At 70.1% G+C, this 24,557-nt stretch carries 27 protein-coding genes and 1 tRNA gene; 14 read left to right on the top strand and 14 right to left on the bottom strand.

What is annotated here, in order from left to right:
* Positions 1-59 precede the first annotated feature (59 nt).
* The 4 genes from holA to ACESMY_RS00730 form a co-directional block, all read right to left on the bottom strand.
* Positions 60-1,112 (bottom strand): DNA polymerase III subunit delta, encoded by a 1,053-nt coding sequence (gene holA / locus ACESMY_RS00745; RefSeq protein ID WP_372781178.1) that lies wholly within the window; start codon positions 1,110-1,112, stop codon positions 60-62.
* 4 nt (positions 1,113-1,116) lie between these two features.
* Positions 1,117-1,671 (bottom strand): LPS assembly lipoprotein LptE, encoded by a 555-nt coding sequence (gene lptE, locus ACESMY_RS00740; protein ID WP_372781176.1) that lies wholly within the window; start codon positions 1,669-1,671, stop codon positions 1,117-1,119.
* Positions 1,671-4,250 carry a leucine--tRNA ligase gene (gene leuS, locus ACESMY_RS00735; RefSeq protein ID WP_372781174.1) on the bottom strand — a complete coding sequence of 860 codons (2,580 nt, stop codon included), beginning with the start codon at positions 4,248-4,250 and terminating at the stop codon, positions 1,671-1,673. The genes lptE and leuS overlap by 1 nt, the downstream gene beginning before the upstream one ends.
* An 85-nt stretch (positions 4,251-4,335) precedes the next feature.
* Positions 4,336-4,815 carry a DUF3576 domain-containing protein gene (locus tag ACESMY_RS00730; protein ID WP_372781172.1) on the bottom strand — a complete coding sequence of 160 codons (480 nt, stop codon included), beginning with the start codon at positions 4,813-4,815 and terminating at the stop codon, positions 4,336-4,338.
* Positions 4,816-5,089: 274 nt separating this feature from the next.
* On the opposite strand from ACESMY_RS00730, the gene ACESMY_RS00725 reads away from it, so the two are divergent.
* Positions 5,090-5,479 (top strand): NtrZ family periplasmic regulatory protein, encoded by a 390-nt coding sequence (locus tag ACESMY_RS00725; protein ID WP_372781170.1) that lies wholly within the window; start codon positions 5,090-5,092, stop codon positions 5,477-5,479.
* On the opposite strand, the gene ACESMY_RS00720 is transcribed toward ACESMY_RS00725, so the two are convergent.
* A complete protein-coding gene (locus tag ACESMY_RS00720) occupies positions 5,469-6,062 on the bottom strand; it encodes a thiamine phosphate synthase (protein WP_372781168.1) in 594 nt (197 codons plus the stop codon). The genes ACESMY_RS00725 and ACESMY_RS00720 overlap by 11 nt on opposite strands.
* Before the next feature lie 19 nt (positions 6,063-6,081).
* Here ACESMY_RS00720 and ACESMY_RS00715 point away from each other — a divergent pair, with 19 nt between their 5' ends.
* A complete protein-coding gene (locus ACESMY_RS00715; RefSeq protein ID WP_372781166.1) occupies positions 6,082-6,762 on the top strand; it encodes a YggS family pyridoxal phosphate-dependent enzyme in 681 nt (226 codons plus the stop codon).
* Here ACESMY_RS00715 and ACESMY_RS00710 read toward each other — a convergent pair.
* A complete protein-coding gene (locus ACESMY_RS00710; protein ID WP_372781164.1) occupies positions 6,759-7,382 on the bottom strand; it encodes a LysE family translocator in 624 nt (207 codons plus the stop codon). The two genes, ACESMY_RS00715 and ACESMY_RS00710, sit on opposite strands and share 4 nt — an antisense overlap.
* Before the next feature lie 94 nt (positions 7,383-7,476).
* On the opposite strand from ACESMY_RS00710, the gene ACESMY_RS00705 reads away from it, so the two are divergent.
* Positions 7,477-7,842 (top strand): DoxX family protein, encoded by a 366-nt coding sequence (locus tag ACESMY_RS00705; RefSeq protein ID WP_372781162.1) that lies wholly within the window; start codon positions 7,477-7,479, stop codon positions 7,840-7,842.
* On the opposite strand, the gene ACESMY_RS00700 is transcribed toward ACESMY_RS00705, so the two are convergent.
* A complete protein-coding gene (locus ACESMY_RS00700; RefSeq protein ID WP_372781160.1) occupies positions 7,839-8,411 on the bottom strand; it encodes a TetR/AcrR family transcriptional regulator in 573 nt (190 codons plus the stop codon). The genes ACESMY_RS00705 and ACESMY_RS00700 overlap by 4 nt on opposite strands.
* Positions 8,404-8,910 carry a L,D-transpeptidase gene (locus ACESMY_RS00695; RefSeq protein ID WP_372781158.1) on the bottom strand — a complete coding sequence of 169 codons (507 nt, stop codon included), beginning with the start codon at positions 8,908-8,910 and terminating at the stop codon, positions 8,404-8,406. Before ACESMY_RS00695 ends, ACESMY_RS00700 begins: the two co-directional genes overlap by 8 nt.
* A gap of 56 nt (positions 8,911-8,966) precedes the next feature.
* Between ACESMY_RS00695 and ACESMY_RS00690 the strand changes: the two genes are divergently transcribed.
* Positions 8,967-9,650 carry a response regulator transcription factor gene (locus ACESMY_RS00690; RefSeq protein ID WP_372781156.1) on the top strand — a complete coding sequence of 228 codons (684 nt, stop codon included), beginning with the start codon at positions 8,967-8,969 and terminating at the stop codon, positions 9,648-9,650.
* On the opposite strand, the gene ACESMY_RS00685 is transcribed toward ACESMY_RS00690, so the two are convergent.
* From ACESMY_RS00685 to ACESMY_RS00675, 3 genes are all read right to left on the bottom strand, one after another.
* Positions 9,647-10,453, bottom strand: a complete 807-nt coding sequence (locus ACESMY_RS00685; RefSeq protein WP_372781154.1) for an exodeoxyribonuclease III — start codon at positions 10,451-10,453, stop codon at positions 9,647-9,649. The genes ACESMY_RS00690 and ACESMY_RS00685 overlap by 4 nt on opposite strands.
* A 229-nt stretch (positions 10,454-10,682) precedes the next feature.
* The gene (locus ACESMY_RS00680) at positions 10,683-11,342 is read right to left on the bottom strand and encodes an outer membrane lipoprotein carrier protein LolA (RefSeq protein ID WP_372781152.1); all 660 of its coding nucleotides are present in this window, start codon (positions 11,340-11,342) and stop codon (positions 10,683-10,685) included.
* 67 nt (positions 11,343-11,409) lie between these two features.
* Positions 11,410-12,123, bottom strand: coding sequence for a ribonuclease T (locus tag ACESMY_RS00675; RefSeq protein WP_372781150.1), 714 nt, complete (start codon positions 12,121-12,123; stop codon positions 11,410-11,412).
* 40 nt (positions 12,124-12,163) lie between these two features.
* On the opposite strand from ACESMY_RS00675, the gene ACESMY_RS00670 reads away from it, so the two are divergent.
* From ACESMY_RS00670 to ACESMY_RS00650, 5 genes are all read left to right on the top strand, one after another.
* Positions 12,164-12,433, top strand: a complete 270-nt coding sequence (locus ACESMY_RS00670) for a hypothetical protein (protein ID WP_372781148.1) — start codon at positions 12,164-12,166, stop codon at positions 12,431-12,433.
* A 45-nt stretch (positions 12,434-12,478) separates the two neighbouring features.
* The gene (locus ACESMY_RS00665) at positions 12,479-12,808 is read left to right on the top strand and encodes an ArsR/SmtB family transcription factor (protein WP_372781146.1); all 330 of its coding nucleotides are present in this window, start codon (positions 12,479-12,481) and stop codon (positions 12,806-12,808) included.
* Positions 12,801-13,259, top strand: a complete 459-nt coding sequence (locus tag ACESMY_RS00660) for an SRPBCC family protein (RefSeq protein WP_372781144.1) — start codon at positions 12,801-12,803, stop codon at positions 13,257-13,259. Before ACESMY_RS00665 ends, ACESMY_RS00660 begins: the two co-directional genes overlap by 8 nt.
* 69 nt (positions 13,260-13,328) lie before the next feature.
* Positions 13,329-15,170: a winged helix-turn-helix domain-containing protein gene (locus ACESMY_RS00655; RefSeq protein ID WP_372781142.1), complete on the top strand. Its 1,842-nt coding sequence runs from the start codon at positions 13,329-13,331 to the stop codon at positions 15,168-15,170.
* A 157-nt stretch (positions 15,171-15,327) separates the two neighbouring features.
* A complete protein-coding gene (locus tag ACESMY_RS00650; RefSeq protein ID WP_372781140.1) occupies positions 15,328-15,939 on the top strand; it encodes a PEPxxWA-CTERM sorting domain-containing protein in 612 nt (203 codons plus the stop codon).
* A gap of 37 nt (positions 15,940-15,976) precedes the next feature.
* Here the strand turns inward: ACESMY_RS00650 and ACESMY_RS00645 are convergent, their stop codons facing one another.
* A complete protein-coding gene (locus tag ACESMY_RS00645) occupies positions 15,977-18,322 on the bottom strand; it encodes a DNA translocase FtsK 4TM domain-containing protein (protein WP_372781138.1) in 2,346 nt (781 codons plus the stop codon).
* Positions 18,323-18,497: 175 nt separating this feature from the next.
* Between ACESMY_RS00645 and ACESMY_RS00640 the strand changes: the two genes are divergently transcribed.
* Positions 18,498-18,881 carry a hypothetical protein gene (locus ACESMY_RS00640; protein WP_372781136.1) on the top strand — a complete coding sequence of 128 codons (384 nt, stop codon included), beginning with the start codon at positions 18,498-18,500 and terminating at the stop codon, positions 18,879-18,881.
* Positions 18,882-18,896: 15 nt separating this feature from the next.
* On the opposite strand, the gene ACESMY_RS00635 is transcribed toward ACESMY_RS00640, so the two are convergent.
* Positions 18,897-19,757: a dienelactone hydrolase family protein gene (locus ACESMY_RS00635; RefSeq protein ID WP_372781134.1), complete on the bottom strand. Its 861-nt coding sequence runs from the start codon at positions 19,755-19,757 to the stop codon at positions 18,897-18,899.
* A 103-nt stretch (positions 19,758-19,860) separates the two neighbouring features.
* Between ACESMY_RS00635 and ACESMY_RS00630 the strand changes: the two genes are divergently transcribed.
* From ACESMY_RS00630 to ACESMY_RS00615, 4 genes are all read left to right on the top strand, one after another.
* Positions 19,861-20,319 (top strand): hypothetical protein, encoded by a 459-nt coding sequence (locus ACESMY_RS00630; RefSeq protein WP_372781132.1) that lies wholly within the window; start codon positions 19,861-19,863, stop codon positions 20,317-20,319.
* 208 nt (positions 20,320-20,527) lie between these two features.
* Positions 20,528-22,459: a molecular chaperone DnaK gene (gene dnaK / locus ACESMY_RS00625; protein ID WP_372781130.1), complete on the top strand. Its 1,932-nt coding sequence runs from the start codon at positions 20,528-20,530 to the stop codon at positions 22,457-22,459.
* A 175-nt stretch (positions 22,460-22,634) separates the two neighbouring features.
* Positions 22,635-23,789, top strand: coding sequence for a molecular chaperone DnaJ (gene dnaJ / locus ACESMY_RS00620; protein WP_372781128.1), 1,155 nt, complete (start codon positions 22,635-22,637; stop codon positions 23,787-23,789).
* A gap of 60 nt (positions 23,790-23,849) precedes the next feature.
* Positions 23,850-23,926, top strand: a tRNA-Arg gene (locus ACESMY_RS00615).
* Between the two features lie 14 nt (positions 23,927-23,940).
* On the opposite strand, the gene ACESMY_RS00610 is transcribed toward ACESMY_RS00615, so the two are convergent.
* A complete protein-coding gene (locus tag ACESMY_RS00610; protein WP_372781126.1) occupies positions 23,941-24,543 on the bottom strand; it encodes a CatB-related O-acetyltransferase in 603 nt (200 codons plus the stop codon).
* Between the last annotated feature and the right edge of the window lie 14 nt (positions 24,544-24,557).

Below are 24,557 nucleotides of genomic sequence, written 5' to 3'. Positions count from 1 at the left end.
TCATCGCTGACTATGGGCGGGAGTATTCCGGCCTTCGCGGCCGGCCACAAGGCCCGAGGTTAGAGGCCGAGGCGCCGCGCCCGTCCGGCGACCGCCAGCGCCAGGCGCTCGGCGATCAGCTGGTCGGGGGAGCCGGCGGTCTTGCAGAGCCGGTCGGCGTTGAGGATCTCCGGCTGGATGCGGTCGAGCTCGTCCAGCGTCCAGCTGCGGGCCTGGCGCAGGAACTCGCGCTCCTGCTTCCAGAAGACGCCCGAGGCCTTGGCCGCCTCCTGCAGGCCCGCGCCGCTCTTGGCCAGGGTCAGGGTGCGGCGCAGGCGACCCAGGTGCATGCCCATGGCGCGGACGGCGGCGGGCCCGGCCTCGCCTTCCTGGGCGGCGCGGCGCATCCCGGCCTGGGCGTCGGCGAGGCGTCCTCCGAAGGCGTCGGCCGCCGCGTCGGCCAGCGAGGCCTCGGGCTCGACGCCAAGGAAGGGTTCAAGGTCGGCCGGCGTCGCGGTCGCGCCGCTGCCGGGGCCGAGGTAGAGGGCCAGCCGCTCGATCTCCTGGCGGGCGACCCCGCGCTCCTTGGGCATCCTGGCCACGAACACCGCCAGGGCCTCGGAGCTGAGCGAGAGGTTGTCCTTGGCCAGCGCCTCGCGGACCTGCCGGGCCACGTCGCCGGGCTCGTCCTCGTAGCAAGGGATGGTGGCCACCGCCGGCGCCTTCTCGGCGACCTTGCGCAAGGCGGAGTCGCGGCCCAGCGCGCCGGCCTCGATCAGCAGGAAGGCGTCGGGATTGAGCTCGCCGGCGGCATGGCGGGTGAGGGCTTCGGCGGCCAGCTTGTCGAGGCCGGCCTTCTCGGTGGCGAAGCGCAGGCGCACCAGCCGGCGGCCGCCCATCAGCGACTGGGCCGCGAGCTCGCCCTCCAGGCGTCCGGCGTCGGCGTCGAGGTCGCCGTCGGTGAGCTGCGCCACGTCGAAGGGGTCGTTCGGATCCCTGGCGATCCGGCCCGAGAGCTCCTGGCCGCGCTCACGCACCACGCCCATGTCGCGGCCGTAGATCAGGGCGGCGCGGACCTGGCTGTCCGGCGCCCTCAGGAACCGCTCGATATCGGGACGTTTGCCGAGGATCATGCCCTCAGCCCTTCTTCGGGGTCCCCGAGGCGCTGGGCGGCACGACCGTCGGCGGCTTGGACGCCTTGGGTTCGCCGGTCGCCAGCCAGGCGGCGAGTTCGAGCTGGATGCGGCGCGCGGCTTCCTCGGCGCCGCGGTCCTCGGCGTCCTGTTGGGCGGCGATCGAGGCGTAGGGCTGGTCGGCGGAATCATAGGTCAGCTCGACGCGCACCCGGCCCTTCTTGGCGACGTCGCCGGCCGGCAGGTTGGCGAGCGTGTAGTCGGCGGTCAGCACATATTCGTAGCGGGTCGCGACGTTGTCGGTGCGGATGCCGCGCGGATAGCGGGCTTCGGAGATCGCCAGCCGCATGGAATATTTCGCGGGCCCGGCGTGGTTCTTGGCGAAGGCATCGTCCAGGTGCTGGCGCAGCAGGTAGCCGGTGCGGCCCTGCGGCGCCACCACGTCGATCGCCGCGAGGCTCGAGACCACGCCCTGCTGGGCGTAGAGCGGGGTGAACCCGCAGCCGCCCAGCGCCAGGCCGGCGGCGGCGATCGCGGCAAGGGCGAGGACCCGGCCCATCAGGCGGCCACGATATTGACGATGCGGTCGGGCACCACGATCACCTTGCGGATGGTCAGGCCCTCAAGGCGCCGTGCGATCTCCGGGTCGTCAAGCACGATCTTCTCCACATCGGCGGCCGAGGCCCCGGCCGGGGCTGAGATTTCCCCGCGGCGCTTGCCGTTGACCTGCACCGGCAGCACGCGCACGGCGTCCTCGGTGAGCGCCGCGTCGAACTCTGGCCAGGGGGCCATGGCCACCATGCCCTGTCCGCCGACCCGGACCCAGCACTCTTCGGCCAGGTGCGGCGTGAACGGCGCGATCAGGCGTGCGAACGCCGACAGCGCCTCCTGGCGGGCGGCCAGCAGGGCCGGAGAGGCGCCCTTGGCCGGATTGGCCTTCAAGAGGTTCAGGAACTCGTAGAGCCGGGCGATGCCGGAGTTGAACCGGAAGCTGTCGATGGCCTCGGTCACCTGCTTGGTGAGCTTGTGGGTGGCGCGGCGCACGGCGAGCGCCGCCGCGTCGGCCCCGGCGGCGGGCGCGGAGGCCGGCTGGCTGTCGAACTCCTCCCAGACCCGGTTGACGAACCGCCAGGCGCCCTGGACGCCGGCGCTCGACCACAGGGTGTCCCGCTCGGGCGGGCTGTCGGAGAGCACGAACAGGCGCGCGGCGTCGACGCCGTAGACGTCGAAGATCTCCTCGGGGGCCACGGTGTTGCGCGTGGACTTGGACATCTTCTCGGCGTCGCCGATCACCACCTCGGCGCCGTTTTCCAGCAGGCGCGCGCGCCGGGTCTTGCCCTCGACGAGGATCTCCACCTCCCGGGGCTCCGCCCACTCGCCGCTCTGCCGGCGGTAGGTCTCGTGGGTGACCATGCCCTGGGTGAAGAGGCCGGCGAACGGCTCGCGCACCGACAGCTGGCCGTCGTCGGCCAGCGCCTTGGTGACGAAGCGCGCATAGAGCAGGTGCAGCACCGCGTGCTCGATGCCGCCGATGTACTGGTCGACGGGCAGCCAGTAGTCCGCCGCGGCCTTGTCGATGGGCTGCGGCGCATCGGAGTTGGCGAAACGGGCGAAGTACCAGGAGCTGTCCACGAAGGTGTCGAGCGTGTCGGTCTCGCGCGTCGCCGGCCCGCCGCACTCCGGACAGGTGGTGTGCTTCCAGGTCGGATGGCGCTCCAGCGCATTGCCCGGCTTGCCGAATTCCAGGTCGTCGGGGAGCGCCAGCGGCACCGCCGACTTGGGCAGGGGCACCACGCCGCCCTTGGCGCAGTGGACCACGGGAATGGGGCAACCCCAGGCGCGCTGGCGGGCGACGCCCCAGTCGCGCAGGCGATAGACGGTCGCGCCCTCGCCCTGGTTCTGCGCTTCGATCCGGGCGATCGCCGCGGCCTTGGCGGCCTCGATGTCGAGTCCGTCGAGGAAACCGGAGTTGTAGATGGTCCCCGGGCCCGTATAGGCCTCGTCGGCCACCGCGAAGGTCGCCGGATCCTCGCCCGGCGGCAGCACGACGGGCTTCACCGGCAGGCTGTACTTGCGGGAGAAATCCAGGTCCCGCTGGTCATGCGCCGGGCAGGCGAAGATCGCGCCGGTCCCGTAGTCCATCAGGATGAAGTTGGCGATCCAGACCGGCAGCTCCCACGCCGGGTCGAACGGGTGGGCGACCTTCAGGCCGGTGTCGAAGCCGATCTTCTCGGCGGTGTCGATCTCCGCCTGGGAGGCGCCGCCCTTCTTGCACTCGGCGATGAAGGCCGCGGCCTTGGGATCGCGCGCGGCGATCTGTTCGGCCAGCGGATGGTCGGGCGCGATGCCGACGAAGCTCGCGCCATAGAGGGTGTCCGGGCGGGTCGTGTAGACCTCCACGCCCTTCTCGAAGCCCGGCGGGGCCGCGCCGGCGAAGTGGAAGGCGAACTTCAGGCCCTTGGAGCGGCCGATCCAGTTCTCCTGCATGACCCGCACCTTCTCCGGCCAGCGGTCGAGGCCCGCCAGGTCGTCGGTCAGCTGGTCGGCGTAGTCGGTGATGCGCAGGAACCACTGGTTCAGCTTACGTTTCTCGACCACCGCGCCGGAGCGCCAGCCGCGGCCGTCGACCACCTGCTCGTTGGCCAGCACCGTCTGGTCGACCGGATCCCAGTTGACCATGCCTTCCTTGCGGTAGACGAGACCCTGGGCGAACAGGTCCAGGAACAGCGCCTGCTGCTTGCCGTAATATTCGATGTCGCAGGTGGCGAACTCGCGGGACCAGTCGATCGAGAGGCCCAGCTCCTTCAGCTCGGAGCGCATGCGGGTGATGTTGTCGTAGGTCCAGGCCCGGGGATCGACGCCGCGCTCCATGGCGGCGTTCTCTGCCGGCAGGCCGAAGGCGTCCCAGCCCATCGGATGCAGCACGGAAAAGCCGCGGGCGCGCTTGAAGCGGGCGATGACGTCGCCCAGCGCATAGTTGCGCACATGGCCCATGTGCAGACGCCCCGACGGGTAGGGGAACATCTCCAGCACGTAGTACTTGGGCCGGGACGGATCCATCACCGCGCGGAAGGCGTCGGTGTCCGCCCAGGCCTTGCGCCACTTGGGCTCGGTCTCTTTGGGATTATAGCGGGCCATCTTGAAGAGGCTTTGGACTGGAGTTGGACTTCCGGTCAACGCCTCACGCGGGAGGGCGCCGACAAACGAACGATCTTAAGGGCGATCAGCCCTTGAGGTTCGAGAGTCGAAGCTGCCGCGCCTTGGTCAGGATGGCGTTTTCGAAGTCCGTCTCGGTCTGGCTGGCCGAGGGGGCGTCGACCCAGTTGCCGTCGGCGGCCTTGTTCTGCTTGAACACCGCGACGTTCAGCCCGTCGGCGCGCAGCCGCGCGTCCAGGATGTAGACGGTGACCTTGAAGCGCTCATCCGGCTTTTCCGGATTGGTGTACCAGTCGGTGATCACCACGCCGCCGTAGGGGTCGGCCGAGGCCAGCGGCATGAACGACAGGGTCTGGAGCGTCGCGCTCCACAGATAGCTGTTGACGCTGATCGAGGCCGGCTGGCCGTCGGGTCCGGCTGTCGCCCGGGGGCCATTGCCGCCGCCGAACGGATGCATGACATGGGAACAACCCGCCACGCCCAGCAGGGCCGTAGCCAAGGCGCTCAACGCTACGCCACGCATCCAGGTACCGCGCACAAACGGCATATGTATCCGTCTCCAATGGTTTCCGTCGCGCTCAAGCCAAGCGCCACGGCGCCGCCCCGCGCCTGGCCCTCTATAACAACGCCGTGTCAGTCGCCAAACAGGAATCGCGTGGCCCCGCCGCCACAGGCGCCGAGGTTCTTCGACGCATTCGAGCTGCATAATGAGGGAGTCGGTTGACCTTGCCCCTCGCGGCTCTCTAATCGAACTGAGCCGTGAGGTGTCCTGGGGGAAGCCCGGGGATGCGCGCGCGGGTTGCAGGGACTATATGTAGGGCATGTCCGTCCGTCGGTTCGCACTGCTGATCGCCACGACCGCCGCCCTCGCGGCGGCCGGCGGCGTTGCGCAGGCCGCGGACGCGGCCAAGACCAAGCCCATGGACTTCACGGTCCGCGCCGAACCTACCGCCGTGGCGTCGGGCGCCCAGACCCTGAAGTGGGATGCGGCCAAGGGCCGTTGGGGCGTGATGTTCAATCTGCAGCAGCCCGACACCCGCGAAACCACGCTCAACGACATCCAGGCCGGCGCCTACTACAAGATCACGCCGTCGCTGCGGGTTGGCGGCGCCGTGGCGCTCGGCGAGCAGCAGATCGTGCCGGGGCCGAAGCCGAACACGCCCGACAGCAGCCAGCCGCGCGTCCAGTTCGAGACCAAGTTCAAGTTCTAAAGGCGTCCACCGCCGCCAGACCGACCAGGCCCGCGTCTTTAAGACGGCGGGCCGTTTTATTATCGACGCCGCCCAGGGCGTAGACCGGCCCGCCTAGGCCCCGCACCAGCATCGCCAGCCGGATCGGCCCCATCGGTGGTCCCGCGGAGGCGCTGCGGCTCGGGAAGACCGCTGAGACCACCACCGCATCCGCCCCGGCCAGGAGCGCGCGGCGCGCGCCGCGCGGCGAATGCGCCGCGGCGGTGACCAGCCAGCCGGGATGAGCGGCCTTGAGCTGGCGGGCCCGGTGCGCCAGTCGTTCGGGCAGGTGCACGCCATGCGCGCCCAGCCGCGCGGCCAGGTCCGCATCGGCGCCGACCAGCAACTTGAGCTTCCGGCCGCGCGCGATGACCGCGAGCCTCGCGCCCTGCGCCGCCGCGTCCCCCGCGCCGAACGCGCGGTAGACCACCGCGGCGCCGGGCGGCAGGCGCCGGGCGATCACCTCGGGTTCGGGGGTGCGGGCCGGGTCGGTGAAGAACAGCAGGCTCGGCAGGGCCTTTCGCCCGCCGCTGCGGCGCCCTAGGAACGCAGCGGTTCTCGCCAAGGTCCAGAAACCCCCGGAAATGGCCGCCTCTCCCGATCCCGCCGCCCCTAGCCAGGAAGGGGCCTACGCCGCTGTCGTGGCCCGGATCGCCCGCGCGGCGCAAGCCGCAGGCCGCGCGCCGTCGGAGGTGACCCTGGTCGCGGTCTCCAAGATGCAGCCCTGGGAGGCCATTGCGCCGGTCCTGGCGGCGGGCCAGACGGTATACGGCGAGAACCGCGTCCAGGAGGCGCAGGGCCGCTGGGCCGAACACCGCGATGGCCTGACCCTGCACCTCATCGGCCCCTTGCAGAGCAACAAGGCCGCCGAGGCCGTGGCCTTCTTCGACGTCATCGAGACCCTCGACCGTGAGAAGCTGGCCCGCGTCCTCGCCGACCAAGTCCAGGCCCAGGGGCGCGGGCCCCGGCTCTACGTCCAGGTCAACACCGGCGAGGAGCCGCAGAAGGCCGGCGTGATCCCGGCCGACGCCGACGCTTTCATCGCCGCCTGCCGCACCAGCTACGGCCTCGAGCCCGAGGGCCTGATGTGTATCCCGCCGGTCGACGAGCCCGCGGGCCCGCACTTCGCGCTGCTGGCCAGGATCGCCGCGCGCAACGGGCTTTCGAAGCTCTCCATGGGCATGAGCGGCGACTTCGAGACCGCCATCGCCTTCGGCGCCACCAGCGTCCGGGTCGGCTCGGCGGTGTTCGGGGCGCGGGCCTAGGCCCGAGACGCCGCGGCGGTGGCGACGCCGGCCGCGATCAGCACCCCGCCGCCGGCCCGCCGCGACCAGCGCGTGGCCCGCGGGCTCTTCAGCAGGTGCGAGGCGCGGGCGGCGGCGAGCGCATAGGCCGTGTCGGTCGCCCCGACGACCACGGTGAAGGTGGCGATCAGTAGGGCGGCCTGCAGCGGATAGCTCGCGTCCGCCCGAATGAACTGCGGCGCGAAGGCTACGAAGAAGACGATGGTCTTCGGGTGGAAGGTCCCCACCGCCAGGTTGCCGAGGAAGGCGGTGCGCGGCCGGATCGGCGCGAAGGTCCGCGCGGTATCGTGGGCCGGGCCGCTGCGGACGATCGCCAGGACGCCGAGCCCGATCAGGTAGAGCGCGCCCGCCCACTTCAGCGCCGTGAAGGCGATCGCCGAAGCGGCGAGCAGCGCGCCGGCGCCGGCCAGCGACACGGTCATGCAGAGCGCATTGCCCAGCGCCATGCCGGCGACCGAGGCCAGGGCCGTGCGCCGTCCGGAGCTGAGCGCATAGCCCACGATGCTGGTCACGCCCGGGCCCGGAATCAGCCCCATGGCGGCGGCGGCCAGCGTAAAGGCGATCCAGGTCGACAAGGGCATGTGTCGTGCCTCCGAGGGGACAGGGAATCGTGGCCGACTTGACCGCTCTCAGATAGTGATAGATATATCACCTTGTCTTTGAGGGAGATCGTCAATGGCCTGGACGGCGGTGAACATCCTCGGGCGGGCTTTGATCGCCTTCCTGTTCGTGTCGGCCGGGATCGCCAAGATCATCGGGCCGAAGCCGTTTCTCGACCACATGGCCGAGCATCGCGTGCCCGGCCTGTTGCTGCCCCTGGTCATCGCCCTGGAGATCGGGGCCGGCGCGCTGGTGCTGATCGGCTGGCAGGCGCGCTGGGCGGCGCTCGCGCTGGCGGTCTTCAGCCTGATGACCGCCTTCGTCTTCCACCTGGACTTCGCCGACAAGGTCGAGCGCACCCAGTTCGTCAAGGACCTGGCCATCGCCGGCGGGCTGATGGCGTTCGCCTCGCTCTATGGACGCGCGGCGATCGCGCCCTAGGCCGTATCCCGCAAGCTCGCCACGATGCGGCCCAGCGCCGCGCGCGCTTCGTCTTCACTGAGGCCCATGTCGGCGAGCTCGCCCTCGGCCACCGCGTCGGAGAGGCGTTCCAGCTGCAACAGCCGCACGGCCACGGTCCCGGTGTCGGCCGCGAGCCCGGTCCAGGTGTGGATCTGATCGATCTGCCGCAGGCGACTTTCGGCTCGCGCGCGACGCACAGCGGGATTTTCGAGCGAGAGCTGCCGCAGGCTCCTGCGGAACATCAGATAGCGCCGGTGATGCGCGATGCCGGCCTCCACCAGCGCCTCGACCGGCGCGTCGCGCGCGAGCAGGCTCCCAAGGACGTCCTTCTCGGCGTCCTCCCAGGCCCGGTAGGCGGCGACGAAGATCTCGGTCTTGTCCCGGTACCAGCGATAGAAGGTCTGCGGCGCGAAGCCGGCGCGGCGCGCGATCCGGTTGGTGTCGGTGCCGGCGAAGCCGTGCGCATTGAACTCGTCCATCGCCGCGGCGCAGAGCTTCGCCGCCGTCGATCCGTCGGCCGCCTCAAGATCGTCCCGGCGGCTAGCCACCCTTGATCTCGACGGCGTCGCCGGGCCTGGCCGAAGCCAGCAGCGCTTCCATGTCCTCGCGGGTCACCGCCACGCAGCCCTCGGTGGGCGCATAGCCGGGCCGCGCCAGGTGCAGGAAGATGCACGATCCCATGTGCGGTTTCGGCGGGTCGTCGTTGTGCCCGAGGACGACCACCAGGTCGTAGAGGTTGTCGTCGCGCCACATCCGCTCGAAGCTGGCGGCGTGCGGCAGCTTGACGGGGCGGTTGTAGTCGGGGTCGTCCGGGGCGTCGCACCAGCCGTCGTCGGGCGCGAGCGGCGCGACGGGCAGCCCGGTCTTCGGCGGCGCGCCCTCGTCGGGGCGGTAGAGCACGCGGCGGATCGGCCAGACGCCGGCCGGCGAGGCGAGGTCGCCCTCGCGTTTCTCGGCGGCGGGTTTGACCCCGGACTTGCCCAGCGCGCAGCGCACGCGGCGCCCGCCCAGGTCCAGCCAGCCGTCGGCCGTGGCGGTGAAGATCATCGGCGAACGCAAATCCCTTTGCCCGGGAGCCTACATACGGTGCATGGTCGCACGCCATGGCTCAACGCAAGACCCTCCTCATCGTCGATGACGACGCGGACCTTCGCGGGGCGGTCGCCGAACAGCTGCAGGCCGAGGACTTCACGACGCTGGAGGCCGCCACGGCGGGCGAAGGCGTGCGGCTGGCCCAGACCGCGCGGCCCGACCTCATCCTGCTGGACGTCGACCTTCCCGACTTCGACGGGCGCGAAGCCTGCCGCCGCATCCGCGAGAGCGGGGTCGCGACGCCGGTCATCATGCTGACCGCGGCCGGCGAGGACGACGACACCATCAAGGGGCTCGACGCCGGGGCCAACGACTATGTGGCCAAGCCCTATAAGTTCGCTGTGCTGCTCGCCCGCATCCGCGTGCAGCTGCGCGACTACGAACATTCGGAGGGCGCGGTCTTCCGCCTGGGCGCCTACGAGTTCCGCCCGGCGGCCAAGATGCTGGTCGACGCGCAGGGCAAGAAAATCCGCCTGACGGAGAAGGAAACCAACATCCTGAAATACCTCTACCGCGCCGGCGAAAAGCCGGTGTCGCGCGAGGAACTCCTGGCCGAGGTCTGGGGCTACAATGCCGGGGTCACCACCCACACCCTGGAAACCCACGTCTACCGCCTGCGCCAGAAGATCGAGCCGGACCCCGCCAACGCCAGGCTGCTGCTGACCGAAGCCGGCGGCTACCGGCTGGCGCCTTAGAACCCCAGATCCGCGCTGACCGGCGCGTGGTCGCTGGGGCGTTCCCATTCCCTCACGTCGTCGTGGATCCGTGCTGAGGCGGAGCCCTGGCGGAAGGCCGCGTCGCGCAGGCCGGGCGTCACCAGGATATGGTCGAGCCTCAGGCCGCGGTTGGACTGGCGGAAGTCCTGGGCGCGGTAGCTCCACCACGAGGCCAGCTTCTGCGGCTCGGGATAGGCCTCGCGCGTCAGGTCGATGAAGCCCAGCGAGGCCTGCAGCGCGGCCATGGCCTCGATCTCGACCGGCGTGTGGCTGACGATCTTCGACATGTACCGGTGGTTCCAGACGTCGTTCTCGCCGGGCGCCACGTTCAGGTCGCCGACGATGGCCAGCGGCGCCTTGGGATCGCGCTTGGAAAGCTCGGCGGTGAGCTTCTCGTAGAAGTCGAGCTTGTGGTCGAACTTGGGGTTCACCGCGCGGTCGGGGACGTCGCCGCCGGCCGGGATATAGAAGTTGTGGATCTCGACGCCGGCTACGGTCGCGCCCACGCAGCGGGCGTGGCCTTCGCGGCAGACGTCGAGCGGCGGGGCGTCCTCCAGCGGCAGTCGCGAGGCGATGGCCACCCCGTGCCAGCCCTTCTGACCGGCGATCTTCAGGTGCGGCAGGCCCATTTCGGCGAAGGCCTCGCGCGGGAACTCGCCGGTCTGGCACTTGATCTCCTGCATGCACAGGACGTCGGGCGCCTGTTCGGCCACGAAGCGGGCGGCCTGCTCGGCGCGCAGGCGGACGGAGTTGACGTTCCAGGTGCAGATTCGAAGACGCATGCGCCTCCTTAGGCGTGGCCGGGCAGCGAGGGAATGGCTGACAAAGAGACGCCCGGGCACTGGAGAAGCCCGGGCGTTCAGTGGTCTCTCATGCCGCCGCCGGGAGGGGATAGGTTCCGGCACGGATTCCGTCGGCGCGTGCGCCGCGCCAATGGCGTAGTGGCATTGAAGCCACAGAGATGGTTAAAGTCAAGCGGCCAAAAGTTAACCCTTGCTCGTGGCGAATCCGTCACATCTTGCCGCGGCCGACGTTCTTCGGGCGGGGGTCCTTCAGGACGAACAGCGACGGATCGAGGCCGGTCACGCGCTGTAGTCCGGCGATCCGGACCTGGGTCGTTCGGCTCTGGGCGTCGGTGACCGCCCAGCCCGCCAGGACCAGGGGATTGTCGGTGAAGGTCAGCGCGATCTGGCCCGCGGTCTCCTTCTTGCCGTCGCGGGCGGTGATGGTGAAGCCGTCGGCGGCGCGCGCCACCCGCGTCACCTGCACGCCCCTGTCCAGCCGGATGGTCTTGGCCAGGAACAGCGACAGCGGCGTCGCCATCAGCGGGTAGGAATCGAAGGTCTTCAGCCGGCTGTCGGCGATGGCGACGGCGCCGCCGTCGGAGACCACCAAGAGGCCCGACGGCGGATCGTAGGCGAAGCGCGCCTTGCCGGGCCGCTTCAGGAAGAGTTCGCCCTGGCTGGTCGCGCCGCGCGCATCGGTCTGCACGAAGCGGCCCTTGGCCTCGGTCAGGCCCTGCAGATAGGCGACCGCCTTGTCCACCAGGGCCTGGTCGTCGGCCGAGAGGGGCGTTGGGGCTGTGGCCGCCAGGGCCTGGAGCGGCGGAACGGCAGCGGCTGCGGCGGCCAGCGCCAGCAGCCGGCGGCGGGTCGTCAGGGTCGGATGCATCATGAACCTAAGGCTGGCGGCGCATCGTGGCCGCAGGATGACTTGGTAAGCCAAAACGCCCCAGGCGCTAGAAGGCGCCCGTCCGGCTGGGCGCGAGATGCAGCCGCACCCGGTCCGGCGTCCCCGTCCCGCCGGGACAGGCCGCGGGCCGGAACTTCAGGTCGTAGCAGATGCGGACCTCGGTCAGGTCGTCGCTGCGGTCGGTCTGGACGAAGACCTGGTTCCGCGCGAGCCCCGGGTTGCGGGCGACGAAGGCGGCGCGCACGGCGCCCGCCGTCAGGGCGTCCGGCGCGATCGCCTCGATGCGCGGCATGACCAGGCGGTCGTAGAGCCGCGACGCCTGGCCGAAATAGGCCTTGGGGTCGTTCCAGCCGCAGGCGCCGTGGGCCTGCCATTCGTGCTGCAGCAGCTTGGGCGAGGGCGTGCGGCAATACATTTCGACAACTGTCGAAGCGTCGAGGGCGCCTACCGGGCGGCAGAAGCGCGGGTAGGGCTTGGCCGCCCCATCCGGCCACAGGCCGTGCAGGCTGAAGCCGAAGGCCTGGCCGCATTCCATCTCCTTGGCGCTCGCGCCGGCCCCGCCCGAACGGCACCACTGCGGCGTCCAGCTGAGCGCCAGCAGGTAGTAGGCCGTGGTCACGCCGCTTACGACCTCGTCGGCCCGCGGGACGATCACCGGAGCGGGCGTCAGGGCGGCGGGGCGGACGCACGCGGGCGCAGCCAGCGCGGGGCCGCCGGCTGCGAGCAGGGCGGCGACCAAGGCAAGCATGGATAGACGCATGGGGACGGCGACTCCTGCAGGACGGCAACGGACCGGCCGCATGCTACGTTGCCCAGCCATGGACGCCATCGCAAAGCTCGAAGCCCGCATGGCCGAGGCCCGCGCCGCGGGCGATGCGGAAACCGCCGACCTCCTGGGCGAGGCGATCGAGCGCCTGCGCAGTGGCGAGAGCGCGCTGACGGAGCAGCGACCCGGGCGCATGGGTCTGGGCTCGAGCCAGGAAGACTATCGCCGCGACGGATCGGGCGCACTGCCGACCAAGCCCGACCCGATGACCAAGGGCTACAAGCCCGGCGGCCGCCGCCGCTAAGCCCTGCGGCTTGACCGGCAAGTGATTACTTGCATATTTTAGGTCATGGCCGACGACATGGATCGGGTCTTCAAGGCCCTGGCGGACGCGAGCCGCCGGCGGCTGCTGGACCTGCTCCAGGCCGATGAGGGTCAGACCCTGGGCGCGCTGGCCGGGCGCCTGGACATGACCCGCCAGGCGGTGAGCCAGCACCTGGCCGTGCTGGAGGCCGCCAACCTGATCGCCACCGTCCGGAGCGGGCGGGAGAAGCTGCACTACCTGAACCCCGTGCCGATCCACGAGATCCACGCGCGGTGGATCGCGAAATTCGAACGGCCGCGCCTCGATGCGCTGGCCGCCCTGAAACAGCGCCTCGAAGGAGAAGACGATGCCTAAGCACACCTACGTCTACGTGACCTATATCCTCAGCACGCCGCAGAAGGTCTGGGAGGCGCTCACCGACGCCAAGATCAGCGCCAGCTATTGGGAGCGCGAGAACGTCTCGGATTGGAAGGTGGGCTCGGAGTGGCAGCACCGTCTGCCCGGGAAGTCGGCCGACGTCATCGGCCAGGTGCTGGAAAGCGACCCGCCGCGCCGGCTGGTCACCACCTGGGAAGTCCCCTCCGATCGGGGCAATCCCGACACAACCAACCGCTGCGTCTTCGACATCGAGGACCTGGGCGGCAAGGTGAAGCTGACGGTCACCCACTCCGACCTGAGCGACAAGGCGTTGAACGACATCTCCGGTGGCTGGCCCGCCGTGCTGTCGAACCTCAAGACCCTGCTGGAGACCGGCCGGACGATCCCCAATCCGTTCAGCGCCGTCGCCAACCACCCGAAGGGCTGAGCCGCCCGCTGACCGCTGTTTGGCGCAATTGGCCTTCGCCGCTGCGCCGTTCAGTGGAATGCTCGCCGCATGAACGAGCGCGTTCCCACGCCGTCGCCACCGGTCCAACTCGCACTCGAACCCGACTTTTCGCTGGGCGGGCTCGCGGTCAGGCCCTCGCGGGGGGAGGTCGAGGCGGATGGCCGGGTGGAACGCCTCGAGCCCCGGGTGATGCAGGTCCTGGTCGCCCTCGCCAGCCGCCAGGCCTCCACGGTGTCCCGCGACGAACTGACGGCGCGGTGCTGGGGCGGGGTGGTGGTCTCCGACGACGCGATCAACCGGGCGATCAGCCTGTTGCGGGCGCTGGCGGCCCGCGCCGACGGGGCCTTCAGGATCGAGACGCGGTCGCGGATCGGCTATCGCCTCCTCCCATCTCCGCCGCTGGGCGCCGCGCCGTCCGCTGAGGCCGGCGCGCGGCGTCTCCTGGTCGCCGTCCTGCCTTTCGACGGCGATGGTGGACCGGGCGCGGCGGGACTGGCGGAGGGCGTCTCGGAGGCCATCCTTTCCAAGCTCGTGCGGAACGGCGGCCTCGCCGTCGCGGCGCGGCATTCGAGCTTCCAGTTCCGCGGCGCGCGCAAGGCCGAGGCCGCGGCCGCGCTGAAACCCAGCCACATGGTCGACGGCTCGGTGCGGGTCCGCGACGGCGTCGTGCGGGTCAACGCCTACCTGGTCGACGCGGAGCGGGACGTGGTGCTCTGGTCGGAGGAGTCGGAGGGCCCGGCCTCCCAGGTCTTCGCCGCGCAGGCGCGGATCGCCGAGCGGGTCGCCAACACCCTGCAGGTCCGGCTGCGCCGCCAGCGGGCGCCCGACGCGGTCGATGCGGCGGCCTTTGAGCTCTACGCCCGCGCGCTGCACTCGCTGGAGCAGCCCGGCCGGGAGTCCGCGGAACAGGCGGTGGCCTATCTGAACCAGGTGGTGGCGGCCGCCCCCAACTTCGCGGCCGCCTGGGCCAGCCTCGCCGAGGCCCAGCGCCTGCGGATGCTCTACTTCCCACCCTTGCGCCAGGCGGCGGGGCGAGCGGAAAGCAAGGCCTCGGCCGAGCGGGCCCTTGAGATCGACCCCGGCCTCGGCCAGGCCTACGGCGCCCTGGCGAGCCTGATCCCGAGGTTTGGGCGCTGGCGGGAGGTGGAGGCGCTCTTCGAGCGGGGCCTCGCCCTGACGCCCGAGAGCCCGGCGCTGCGCCAGCTGCACGCCCAGTTCCTGTTGGCGGTCGGCCGGACGGCGGAAGGTCTGGAAAGCCTGCTCGCGCTCCAGCGGCTCAACCCCCTGAGCGCGTCGGTCGCGGTGGAGCTGGCCGCCGCGCTGGCCGACGCCGGCCGGGCGCGCGAAGCCCTGGCGCAGATCGACCGCGCCTACGCGCTCTGGCCGGCGATCATGCTCGTCTGGTCGGAACGCATCCGCCTGCACCTTCTGGCGGGGCACGATGACGTCGTCGAGGAGATGCTCGCCGCGCCGCCGCCGTCGGTGGGCCGCGGCGACGAGAACGTGGCGCGCCGTCGGCTGCATCTGAAGGCGCGGCGCGACCGGCGGCCCGAGGATCTGGCCGCGGCCCGGCAGAACTTCCTCGACTTCGCCCAGATCGGCATCGTCCCGGCCGTCGTCGCCATCCACGCGCTGACGACGCTCGACGAAACGGGCCCGGCCCTGGCGGTCGCCGACGAGATCTTCCGCCTGGACGCCCCGCAGTCGCGGCGGACCGGCGTCAACATGATGGGCACCTACGCCCTGGGTGGGCAGCCGGACACCACGGTCCTGTTCCGCTGCGACACCGCCTCGATCCGGTGGCTGGACGGATTTCAGGCCATCGTCGAACATATAGGTCTGGCGGACTATTGGCAGGACGCGGGGATAATCCCGGACTTCGCGCGATAGGCGAATATCTATCGTCGTTCGGCCCGCATAAAGCCTGCCGAATACCCAAGAATACAGGCCATCAGGAAAACATCAGGTTTCCCCTACTGCTCCTGCCTTCAGAGCTGGTGTTGGATCGGGCCTCGTCAATTGGACGCTGGCACGAAGGGACTTTCCCGTGATCCGTCATCTCTCGAACCTCGCAGGACTTCTCGCCGGAGCCGCCGCGGTCGGTTTCGCGGCGCCCTCCCTGGCCGCCGTGGTGCTGTTCAGCGGAACCCAGTCCAACGTCAACTTCCCCGCCTCGCCCGCGGGCCGGTGCGCCTCGTCGGGCGCGTTCACCGTCACGATCCAGCCGGGCAGCGTCTCCTCGTCGGGCACATCGAACCTCGGCGCCTTCGACGCCATCGAGAGCCACTGCATCGTGCCGCCGCTTCCGGCGCCCTACACGCTCGGTCAGTTCGACTATGAGTTCGGCGGCGGGGACAGCCTGATCGGCACCTACGACGGCGCGCTCACGGCCACCGCCACGCCGGGGCTCTTCAATAACGTACAGAACTTCGTGGTGACCGGCGGCACGGGCCGGTTCGCCGGGGCCTCGGGCGCCTTCACCGGCAACGGGACCGTCCAGTTCGGGCCGACCACGGCCAGTTCGGTCATCACCTTCGACACCCACCTCAACCTGCCGGGCGTTCCGGAACCCGGAACCTGGGCGCTGATGGTGGGCGGGTTCGGCATGCTGGGCGCGGGCCTCAGGTCCGCGCGCCGCCGCGCGGTCCTGCCGGTCTAGAGCGCGGCGAGGAAGCTCGCCGCCGGCAAGGCAGATCCTATGGCGCCGCGCTGACCAGGATCTCGCGCTTGCCGGCGTGGTTGGCGGCGCCGACCACGCCCTCCTGCTCCATCCGCTCCATCAGCGAGGCGGCGCGGTTGTAGCCGATCTGCAGGCGGCGCTGGATGTAGCTGGTCGAGGCCTTGCCGTCGCGGGTGACCACGGCCACGGCGCGGTCGTAGAGGTCGTTGCCGCCCTCGCCATCGCCGCCGCCGAGGCCGAAATCGCCGGCCTCGCCATCCTCTTCCGGGGCGGCGGTGACCTCCTCGAGGTACTGCGGCTGGCCCTGCTCGCGCAGGAACTTGGCCACCGCCTCGACCTCGCCGTCGGAGACGAACGGCCCGTGCAGGCGGGTGATCCGCCCGCCGCCGGCCATGTAGAGCTGGTCGCCCTGCCCCAGGAGCTGCTCGGCGCCCTGCTCGCCCAGGATGGTGCGGCTGTCGATCTTCGAGGTGACCTGGAAGGAGATCCGGGTCGGGAAGTTGGCCTTGATGGTGCCGGTGATGACGTCCACCGACGGGCGCTGGGTGGCCATGATCAGGTGGATGCCCGCGGCCCGCGCCATCTGCGCCAGGCGCTGGACGGCGCCTTCGATGTCCTTGCCGGCCACCATCATCAGGTCGGCGACCTCGTCGATGATCACCACCAGCATGGGCATGGGCTCGGGGGTGATCTTCTCGCTCTCGTAGATCGCCCGGCCGGTGTCGTCGAAGCCCGTTTGGACCGTCCGTTCAAAGTGCTCGCCCTTGGCGAGGGCCTCCTTGGCGCGCTCGTTGTAGGAGGCGACGTTGCGGACCCCGATCTTCGACATGCGGCGATAGCGGTCCTCCATCTCGCGCACGGTCCACTTCAGCGCGACGATGGCCTTCTTCGGGTCGGTGACCACCGGGGCCAGGAGGTGCGGGATGCCGTCGTAGACCGAGAGCTCCAGCATCTTCGGGTCGATCATGATCATCCGGCATTGGTCCGGCGGCAGGCGGTAGAGGATCGACAGGATCATGGCGTTGACCCCCACCGACTTGCCCGAGCCGGTGGTGCCGGCGATCAGCAGGTGGGGCATGCGGGCCAAGTCGGCGATATAGGGCTCGCCGCCGATGGTTTCGCCCAGCGCCATGGGCAGGGTCTGGCCGCCGCGCTCGTATTCGGGAGAGGCCAGCAGGTCGCGCAGATAGACCGTCTCGCGCTTCTGGTTGGGGAGCTCGATGCCGATGGCGTTGCGGCCCGGCACCACCGAGACCCGGCAGGCGGCGACGCTCATGGAGCGGGCGATATCGTCGGAGAGCGCCACCACGCGGGCCGACTTCACGCCGGCCGCGGGGACGAGTTCGTAGAGCGTGACCACCGGGCCGGGGCGGATCTGGTCCACCTGGCCGCGGACGCCGAACTCGGCCAGCACGCTTTCCAGCAGCTGGGCGTTCTGGCGAAGCGCGCCCTCGTCGAACTGGGCCGCGCGCGGCTTGGGCTTGGCGAGCATCGAGAGCTCGGGCAGCAGGAAGCCGCCGGGGCGGACGAAATCGAAGGTGGACTGGGCTTCGCGTTGTTCGCGCGGCGATTCCTTGGGCCCGAACTTGGGCGGCTTGACCTTGGGGCCTTCGCCGGCGTCGGCGGCGACCAGGGGCGCGGGGTCGAGCGCGGCGTCGGGGATGCCGCCTTCGCGGCGGTTGCGGGCGGCCACGCGCGCGGCGCGCTCGGGCTTCACCGCGGCCTTGGGCTTGGGGGTGAGCGCGCGCGTCAGCCAGTCGCCGAAGCCGCGCAGCTCGGAGGGGCGCAGGCCGATGGCGTAGCCCATGGCGAAGAGGCCGGCGGCGGCGAACAGCACGGCGGCGATCGGCTGGGCGATCGGCAGGTGGGCGTAGCGCAGCAGGCCGGCCAGGCCCGAGAGCAGGGCGTCACCCCAGAAGCCGCCGAGCCCCTTGGCGAGCGGCCAGGCGACCGGCGGGGCGGGCCAGGCCAGCGCGGCGGCGAGCGCCAGGACGCCCGCGGCGCCGGCCAGCGCGCGCAGGCGCAGGTGGCCGCGGCTGGCGGCGGGGTCGGCGGCCGCGGCGCGGCAAAGGCCCAGGACGACGATGGTGAGGACGGCGAGGGCCGAGGCCAGCCCCAGCGACTGGACGCCCAGGTCGGCGAAGGTCGCGCCCAACGCGCCCAGCGCATTGGTGGCGATGGCCGAACTGGCGGCGTTGAAGCTCGGGTCGGCGGCGTTGTAGGTGGCGAAGGCCACGGCCAGGGCCGCGCCCGTGGCGGCCAGCACCCCGCCGCGCAGCCGCGCCGCGCCGGGATGGTTCCAGGCCAGGCCCGCGATGTGCCACGCCAAGGCCATGCCGGTCTTTCGCGCCGTCCGCGCCATGCCCGAACCACTCCCACTCAGATCAACCGATCCTGTTTGGCGGGAAGTGGTTAAGAGGCGTTTACTTTAACCTGGCCCGCGCGGCGATTTGCGGCCGTTCGGATTGGGTTGGCGCGCCCGGCGGGCCTTCCGCTGGCGCATCGCCCGGATTAGGGTCCGGGCCATGCAGTGGTCCATGCCTCATCGCGTCCTGCAGGTCGTCGCCGGCCTGATCGTGCTCGTCGCGCTTTCCGCCTTCACGCTCGGCGTGGTCAACGCCCCGCAGCGGGGCCGCATGCCAGGCGAGCGCCGCGCGGGCGACGCCGGCGGCCCGGCGATCCAGGCCGCCGAGGCCACGCCGCTCAGCCAGGAACGCATCGAGGGGCCGCCCGCGCCGGTCGAGCTGACCCCGGAGGAGAAGGCCAAGCAGGAGGCGGACAAGGAAGCCAGGACCGCCGCCAAGCTGGCCGCCGCCGGCGCGCAGGCCGCGGCGACCCAGGCCCCCACCGTGACCCCGCCCGACAAGGTCGGCGAGATGCTGCAGAGCGTCACCCCGCCGCAGGAAGACCCGCCGCACTGAGGCGGCGGGCGGGCCTCAGGCCACGCCGTGCGCCTTGAAGAAGGCCAGCATCTTCGCCCAGGCGTCCGCCGAGGCCTTGGCGTCATAGCTCGGCCGGTAGTCGGCCAGGAAGCCGTGCTGGCTGTCCGGATAGACGATGATCTCGGCGCTCTTGCCTGCCGCCTTGATCGCCTCGCGCATGGCCTCCACGTCCGCGGCCGGAATGCCCTTGTCCTGGCCGCCGTAGAGGCCGAGCACAGGACAATGCAGGTCCTTCACCCCGTCGAGCGGCGGCGTGCGCGGATAGGGGCCGGCCTTCAGCGGGCCGTACCAGGCCACGCCGGCCCTGAACTCGGGGAAGGTCTCACAGCAGCGCCAGGTCGCCCCGCCGCCCCAGCAGAAGCCGGTCACCCCCAGGCGCTTCATGTTGGCGAAGGGCTGGGCCGCGAGGTATTTCAGCGAGGCGGTGGTGTCGCCCAGCACCTGGGCCTCGGGCTGGGCCTTCACGATGTCCATCACCACCTTCATGTCGGTGGTCTTGGAGGGATCGCCGGTGCGGACGAAGAGGTCGGGGGCCAGCGCCACATAGCCCGCCTTGGCGAGGCGGCGGCAGATGTCCTTCACCCACTCGTGCACCCCGAAGACCTCGGAATTGACGAACACCACCGGGTGTCTGCCCTCGGCCGCGGGCCGGGCGAGGTAGCCGGGGATCTTGCGGTCCGCGGCCTGGATCTCGACCGCCTCGGTGATCAGGCCCGTCTCATCGGTGTGGATCGGATCGGCCTCGGCGGAATAGGCCGCGACCGCGTAGCCGCCGGCCAGGGCGAGCGCGATCGAGCGCCGGGTCAGGTCGAGATCGCCGGTCCAGGTGCCTTCGGCGCGAGTGAGAGTGACCATGGGTGGAGCCTCCGCGGGGGTTTTTCGTTGTGACGCTGACACTGCGGCGCCTGGACGCAGGGAGTCAAAGTGACGACGTAAGCCGATGGACCGAATGCCGACCATGCCGCCGCTGACCCGCCGCCGCCTCACCGCCGCCGAGCGGCGCATGGGCGAGGAGATGTTCGGCGCCGGTCTGGACGCGGACCGCGTGCGGATCCTCGCCCTTCCGGTCTGGCGGCGCGCCTTTGTGGCTGGGCCCGGCCTGATCGTTTGGCCGGCGGCCGAGGCGGCCCAGGATTTCGGCGCCGCGCCGCTGGGGCTGCAGGCCACATTCGTCCACGAGCTGGCCCACGTCTGGCAGGCGCAGCGCGGGGTTTTCCTGCCGCTGGCCAAGCTCCGCGCGGGGGATTCAGCGGCGTCCTACGCCTATGATCTCGTGTCGGGCCCTGCATTCAGTGAGCTGAATATCGAGCAGCAGGCGACGGTGGTGGAGCACGCATTCCTGGCGGCGCGGGGAATTAAGGCGCCGTTTGCCGCACATCTCTATGGTCAGGCCGCGCCCGGATGGCGCACGGTTTGAGTCATAGCCCTGAAGCGATTAGGGACTTTCACCCTTGCGAGCGCGCCTATTTTCCCCATATCGGCTAGCGACACCGGGTTCCGCACGGGGAAACTATCCACGCGAAGCCCGGTCGAGACAGATCGAACCGGGGACGTTGCAAACAAGAGGCGCTTCGTAGGAAGGCTTCCCCGTAACGTCCGCCACAAAGGAGCGAGCTAGACTCTCAATGAGCAAGATTATCGGTATCGACCTTGGCACGACCAATTCGTGCGTCGCCATCATGGATGGCAAGACGCCGAAGGTGATCGAAAACGCCGAGGGATCGCGGACCACACCGTCCGTCGTGGCTTTCCTGGAAGACGGCGAGCGTCTGGTCGGCCAGCCCGCGCGGCGCCAGGGCGTCACCAATCCGTCCAACACCCTCTTCGCGATCAAGCGCCTGATCGGGCGCAACTTCGGCGACCCGATGGTCGAGAAGGACAAGGGCATGGTGCCCTATGAGATCGTCAAGGGCCCCAGCGGCGACGCCTGGGTGCGCGCCCAGGGCAAGGACTATTCGCCCCAGCAGGTCTCCGCCTTCATCCTGCAGAAGATGAAGGAAGCCGCCGAGCAGTACCTCGGCGAGAAGGTCGAAAAGGCGGTCATCACCGTCCCGGCCTATTTCAACGACGCGCAACGTCAGGCGACCAAGGACGCGGGCAAGATCGCGGGCCTGGAAGTCCTGCGGATCATCAACGAGCCCACCGCCGCGGCGCTGGCCTACGGCCTCGAGAAGAACGAAGGCAAGAAGATCGCGGTCTACGACCTGGGCGGCGGCACCTTCGACGTCTCGGTCCTGGAGATCGGCGACGGCGTCTTCGAGGTGAAGTCGACCAACGGCGACACCTTCCTGGGCGGCGAAGACTTCGACATGCGGATCGTCGATTACCTCGCCGACGAGTTCAAGAAGGAGAACTCGGTCGACCTGCGGAAAGACAAGCTGGCCCTCCAGCGCCTCAAGGAAGAGGCCGAGAAGGCCAAGAAGGAACTCTCCTTCACCACGCAGTACGAGCTGAACCTGCCGTTCATTTCGATGAACGCCAACGGCCCGCTGCACCTGAACATCAAGCTCTCCCGCGCCAAGCTGGAAGCCCTGGTCGAGGACCTGATCAACAAGACGGTCGGTCCCTGCGAACAGGCGCTGAAGGACGCGGGCCTGAAGAAGTCCGACATCGACGAGGTGATCCTGGTCGGCGGCATGACCCGCATGCCCAAGGTCGTCGAGACCGTGAAGGCCTTCTTCGGCCGCGAGCCGCACACCGGCGTGAACCCCGACGAAGTCGTGGCGCTGGGCGCGGCCGTGCAGGCGGGCGTCTTGCAGGGCGACGTCAAGGACGTGCTGCTGCTCGACGTCACCCCGCTGACGCTCGGCATCGAGACCCTGGGCGGCGTCTTCACCCCGCTGATCGAGCGCAACACCACCATCCCGACCAAGCGCTCGCAGACCTTCTCGACCGCCGATGACAACCAGTCGGCGGTGACCATCCGGGTGTTCCAGGGCGAGCGGCCGATGGCGTCCGACAACAAGATGCTGGGCCAGTTCGACCTGGTCGGCATCCCGCCGGCGCCGCGCGGCGTGCCGCAGGTCGAGGTGACCTTCGACATCGACGCCAACGGCATCGTCAACGTCCAGGCCCGCGACAAGGCGACCAACAAGGAACAGTCGATCCGTATCCAGGCCAACGGCGGCCTTTCCGACGCGGACATCGACGCCATGGTCAAGGAAGCCGAGTCCAACAAGGCCGAGGACGAGAAGCGCAAGGCCGGCGTCGAGGCCAAGAACCAGGCCGACGCGGTGATCCACTCGACCGAAAAGGCCCTCGCCGAACACGGCGACAAGGTCGGCGAGGCTGAGCGGACGGCGATCCAGACGGCGCTCGACGATCTGAAGGGCGTGGTCGACGGCGGCGATTCCGAAGTGATCTCCGCCAAGACCCAGACGCTGATCCAGGCGTCCATGAAGCTCGGCGAGGCCATGTACAACGCCCAGCAGGGCGGCGGTGAAGGCCCCGCATCCGACGAGGATGCGGCCCATGCGGCCCAGGGCGAGCATGGCGAAGACGTGGTCGACGCCGAGTTCGAGGAAGTCGACGGCGACGATCACAAGAAGTCGGCGTGACAACCTGCCCCATGGCGACCTCACAGCCACGATGCGATGAGTTTGCCACTGGGGACGTCGCCGCCGCTTCTGTGCGACTAGGGACCCCCGCCCGCTCGGCCAAGCTTTGGCCTTGCAGCCGGGCGGGGGTTTTCCCACCTTCCCAACAGCCACACTTCAAACACCTGACGGTTTGATGCGCGACTATTACGAAATCCTGGGTGTCGAGCGCACCTGCGACGCGGGCGCGCTGAAGGCGTCCTTCCGCAAGCTGGCGATGGAGCACCATCCGGACCGCAACGGCGGTTGCGGCGAGTCCGAGGGGCGCTTCAAGGAGATCAACGAGGCCTATTCGGTCCTTTCCGATCCGCAGAAGCGCGCGGCCTACGACCGTTTCGGCCACGCCGGGGTGAACGGCGCCGGCGGCGGCCCGGGCGGCCCCCAGTTCCACGATGTGGGCGACATCTTCAACGAGGTGTTCGGCGACGTCTTCGGCGACATGTTCGGCGGCCGGCGCGGCGGCCAGCAGCGCAACGGCCCGGCCCGCGGCCAGGACCTGCGCTACGACCTCGAGATCACGCTCGAGCAGGCCTACGCCTCGGCCGAGGTGGAAATCACCGTCCCGGCCGCGCTGACCTGCGAGACCTGCGAGGGATCCGGCGCCAAGCCCGGCACCAGCCCCACCGCCTGCAACGCCTGCGGCGGCCAGGGCCGCGTGCGGGCGACGCAGGGCTTCTTCTCCATCGAGCGCGCCTGCCCGCGCTGCGGCGGTTCCGGGCGGCTGGTGCTCGACCCCTGCGCCGACTGCCACGGCATGGGCCAGGTGCGCCGCGAGCGGACGCTCTCGGTGCGCATCCCGGCCGGTGTCGACGACGGCGCGCGCATAAGACTGGCTGGCGAAGGGGATGGCGGGACCAGGGGCGGCCCGCGCGGCGACCTCTACATCTTCGTCTCGGTGAAGCCGCACGAGCTTTTCGAGCGCGACGGCCTGGACCTGCTCTGCACCGTCCCCGTGCCGATGGCGACGGCGGCGCTGGGCGGCGAGATCGAGGCGCCTTGCCTGATGGGCGGCGAGAACTGCGACGGCAACTGCAAGATGCCGGTCAAGGTGCCTGAGGGCGCCCAGACCGGGAAGACCGTGCGGCTGAAGGGCCGCGGCATGCCCTCGCTGCGCTCCCGCGACCGCGGCGACCTGGTGGTCGAGCTGTTCATCGAGACGCCCGCCAAGCTGACGGCGCGCCAGAAGGAGCTGCTGCGCGAATTCGCCGGCCTCTCCACCGAGGCCCAGCACCCGAAGAACGCCAACTTCGCCGGCAAGGCCAAGACCTTCTGGGACAGCGTCAAGGGCTGATCCGCGAGCGGGGTTTGCGGCGGCGGGGGCTTTCGGCTAGAGGAAGCGTCCGCTGGAAACGCACCCGTAGCTCAGCTGGATAGAGCGTTGCCCTCCGAAGGCAAAGGTCACACGTTCGAATCGTGTCGGGTGCGCCAGCGGCCTTGGTCTCTCAGCCCTGCTCGGCGGGACGCTCGCCGCCGCGGAACCGGCGTATCAGGTCGCGCACCAAGCCAGGCGTGGGGGCGGAAGACAGGCTCCAGGTGAGGCGGCGGATGTCGTCCAGCGGCAGGTCCCACCAGCTCAGCTCCAGCAGCAGGCCGCGGATTTCCTCGTCGAAGCGAAATTTCAGGTGCTTGGCCGGATTGCCGCCGACGATCTCGTAGGGCGCCACATCCTTCACGACCGTGGCGTTGACCGCGATGACCGCCCCGTGCCCGATCCTGATCCCGGACATGATCGTGGAGCCATGGCCTAGCCAGACGTCGCTGCCGATCTCGACGTCGCCCTTGGTCGCCGGATGGCCGACGAGGCCCGCCCCGCCCAGTTCTTCGACGAAGATGTGCCCGAACGGATAGGTGGTCATCCAGTCCACCCGGTGGTTCCCGCCCAGGAAGATGGTCACGTTCTCAGCGATCGAGCAGAAGCTGCCGATGCGCAGCGCCGCGCCCTCGTCCCACTGCTTCACGGCCAGGCGCTGGTAGCCGTAGGTGAAACGGCCGAAGGACACGGGGCTCGCGCCGACCTTGCCCTGGGCGCCGTCTACATTGGCCACGGATCGCGCCTCAT

This window comes from Phenylobacterium sp. (assembly GCF_041691455.1).
Taxonomy (GTDB): Bacteria; Pseudomonadota; Alphaproteobacteria; order Caulobacterales; family Caulobacteraceae; genus Phenylobacterium.
Note: the sequence above shows the minus strand (reverse complement) of the source record. Positions and strands in the feature narration are given on the sequence as shown.

Bases quoted from the DNA above. Each gene is read 5' to 3' on its own strand.
- holA (WP_372781178.1), bottom strand. From the start codon at position 1,112: ATGATCCTCGGCAAACGTCCCGATATCGAGCGGTTCCTGAGGGCGCCG.
- lptE (WP_372781176.1), bottom strand. From the start codon at position 1,671: ATGGGCCGGGTCCTCGCCCTTGCCGCGATCGCCGCCGCCGGCCTGGCG.
- leuS (WP_372781174.1), bottom strand. From the start codon at position 4,250: ATGGCCCGCTATAATCCCAAAGAGACCGAGCCCAAGTGGCGCAAGGCC.
- ACESMY_RS00730 (WP_372781172.1), bottom strand. From the start codon at position 4,815: ATGCCGTTTGTGCGCGGTACCTGGATGCGTGGCGTAGCGTTGAGCGCC.
- ACESMY_RS00725 (WP_372781170.1), top strand. From the start codon at position 5,090: ATGTCCGTCCGTCGGTTCGCACTGCTGATCGCCACGACCGCCGCCCTC.
- ACESMY_RS00715 (WP_372781166.1), top strand. From the start codon at position 6,082: ATGGCCGCCTCTCCCGATCCCGCCGCCCCTAGCCAGGAAGGGGCCTAC.
- ACESMY_RS00710 (WP_372781164.1), bottom strand. From the start codon at position 7,382: ATGCCCTTGTCGACCTGGATCGCCTTTACGCTGGCCGCCGCCGCCATG.
- ACESMY_RS00705 (WP_372781162.1), top strand. From the start codon at position 7,477: ATGGCCTGGACGGCGGTGAACATCCTCGGGCGGGCTTTGATCGCCTTC.
- ACESMY_RS00695 (WP_372781158.1), bottom strand. From the start codon at position 8,910: ATGATCTTCACCGCCACGGCCGACGGCTGGCTGGACCTGGGCGGGCGC.
- ACESMY_RS00690 (WP_372781156.1), top strand. From the start codon at position 8,967: ATGGCTCAACGCAAGACCCTCCTCATCGTCGATGACGACGCGGACCTT.
- ACESMY_RS00685 (WP_372781154.1), bottom strand. From the start codon at position 10,453: ATGCGTCTTCGAATCTGCACCTGGAACGTCAACTCCGTCCGCCTGCGC.
- ACESMY_RS00680 (WP_372781152.1), bottom strand. From the start codon at position 11,342: ATGCATCCGACCCTGACGACCCGCCGCCGGCTGCTGGCGCTGGCCGCC.
- ACESMY_RS00675 (WP_372781150.1), bottom strand. From the start codon at position 12,123: ATGCGTCTATCCATGCTTGCCTTGGTCGCCGCCCTGCTCGCAGCCGGC.
- ACESMY_RS00670 (WP_372781148.1), top strand. From the start codon at position 12,164: ATGCTACGTTGCCCAGCCATGGACGCCATCGCAAAGCTCGAAGCCCGC.
- ACESMY_RS00665 (WP_372781146.1), top strand. From the start codon at position 12,479: ATGGCCGACGACATGGATCGGGTCTTCAAGGCCCTGGCGGACGCGAGC.
- ACESMY_RS00660 (WP_372781144.1), top strand. From the start codon at position 12,801: ATGCCTAAGCACACCTACGTCTACGTGACCTATATCCTCAGCACGCCG.
- ACESMY_RS00655 (WP_372781142.1), top strand. From the start codon at position 13,329: ATGAACGAGCGCGTTCCCACGCCGTCGCCACCGGTCCAACTCGCACTC.
- ACESMY_RS00645 (WP_372781138.1), bottom strand. From the start codon at position 18,322: ATGGCGCGGACGGCGCGAAAGACCGGCATGGCCTTGGCGTGGCACATC.
- ACESMY_RS00640 (WP_372781136.1), top strand. From the start codon at position 18,498: ATGCCTCATCGCGTCCTGCAGGTCGTCGCCGGCCTGATCGTGCTCGTC.
- ACESMY_RS00635 (WP_372781134.1), bottom strand. From the start codon at position 19,757: ATGGTCACTCTCACTCGCGCCGAAGGCACCTGGACCGGCGATCTCGAC.
- ACESMY_RS00630 (WP_372781132.1), top strand. From the start codon at position 19,861: ATGCCGCCGCTGACCCGCCGCCGCCTCACCGCCGCCGAGCGGCGCATG.
- dnaK (WP_372781130.1), top strand. From the start codon at position 20,528: ATGAGCAAGATTATCGGTATCGACCTTGGCACGACCAATTCGTGCGTC.
- dnaJ (WP_372781128.1), top strand. From the start codon at position 22,635: ATGCGCGACTATTACGAAATCCTGGGTGTCGAGCGCACCTGCGACGCG.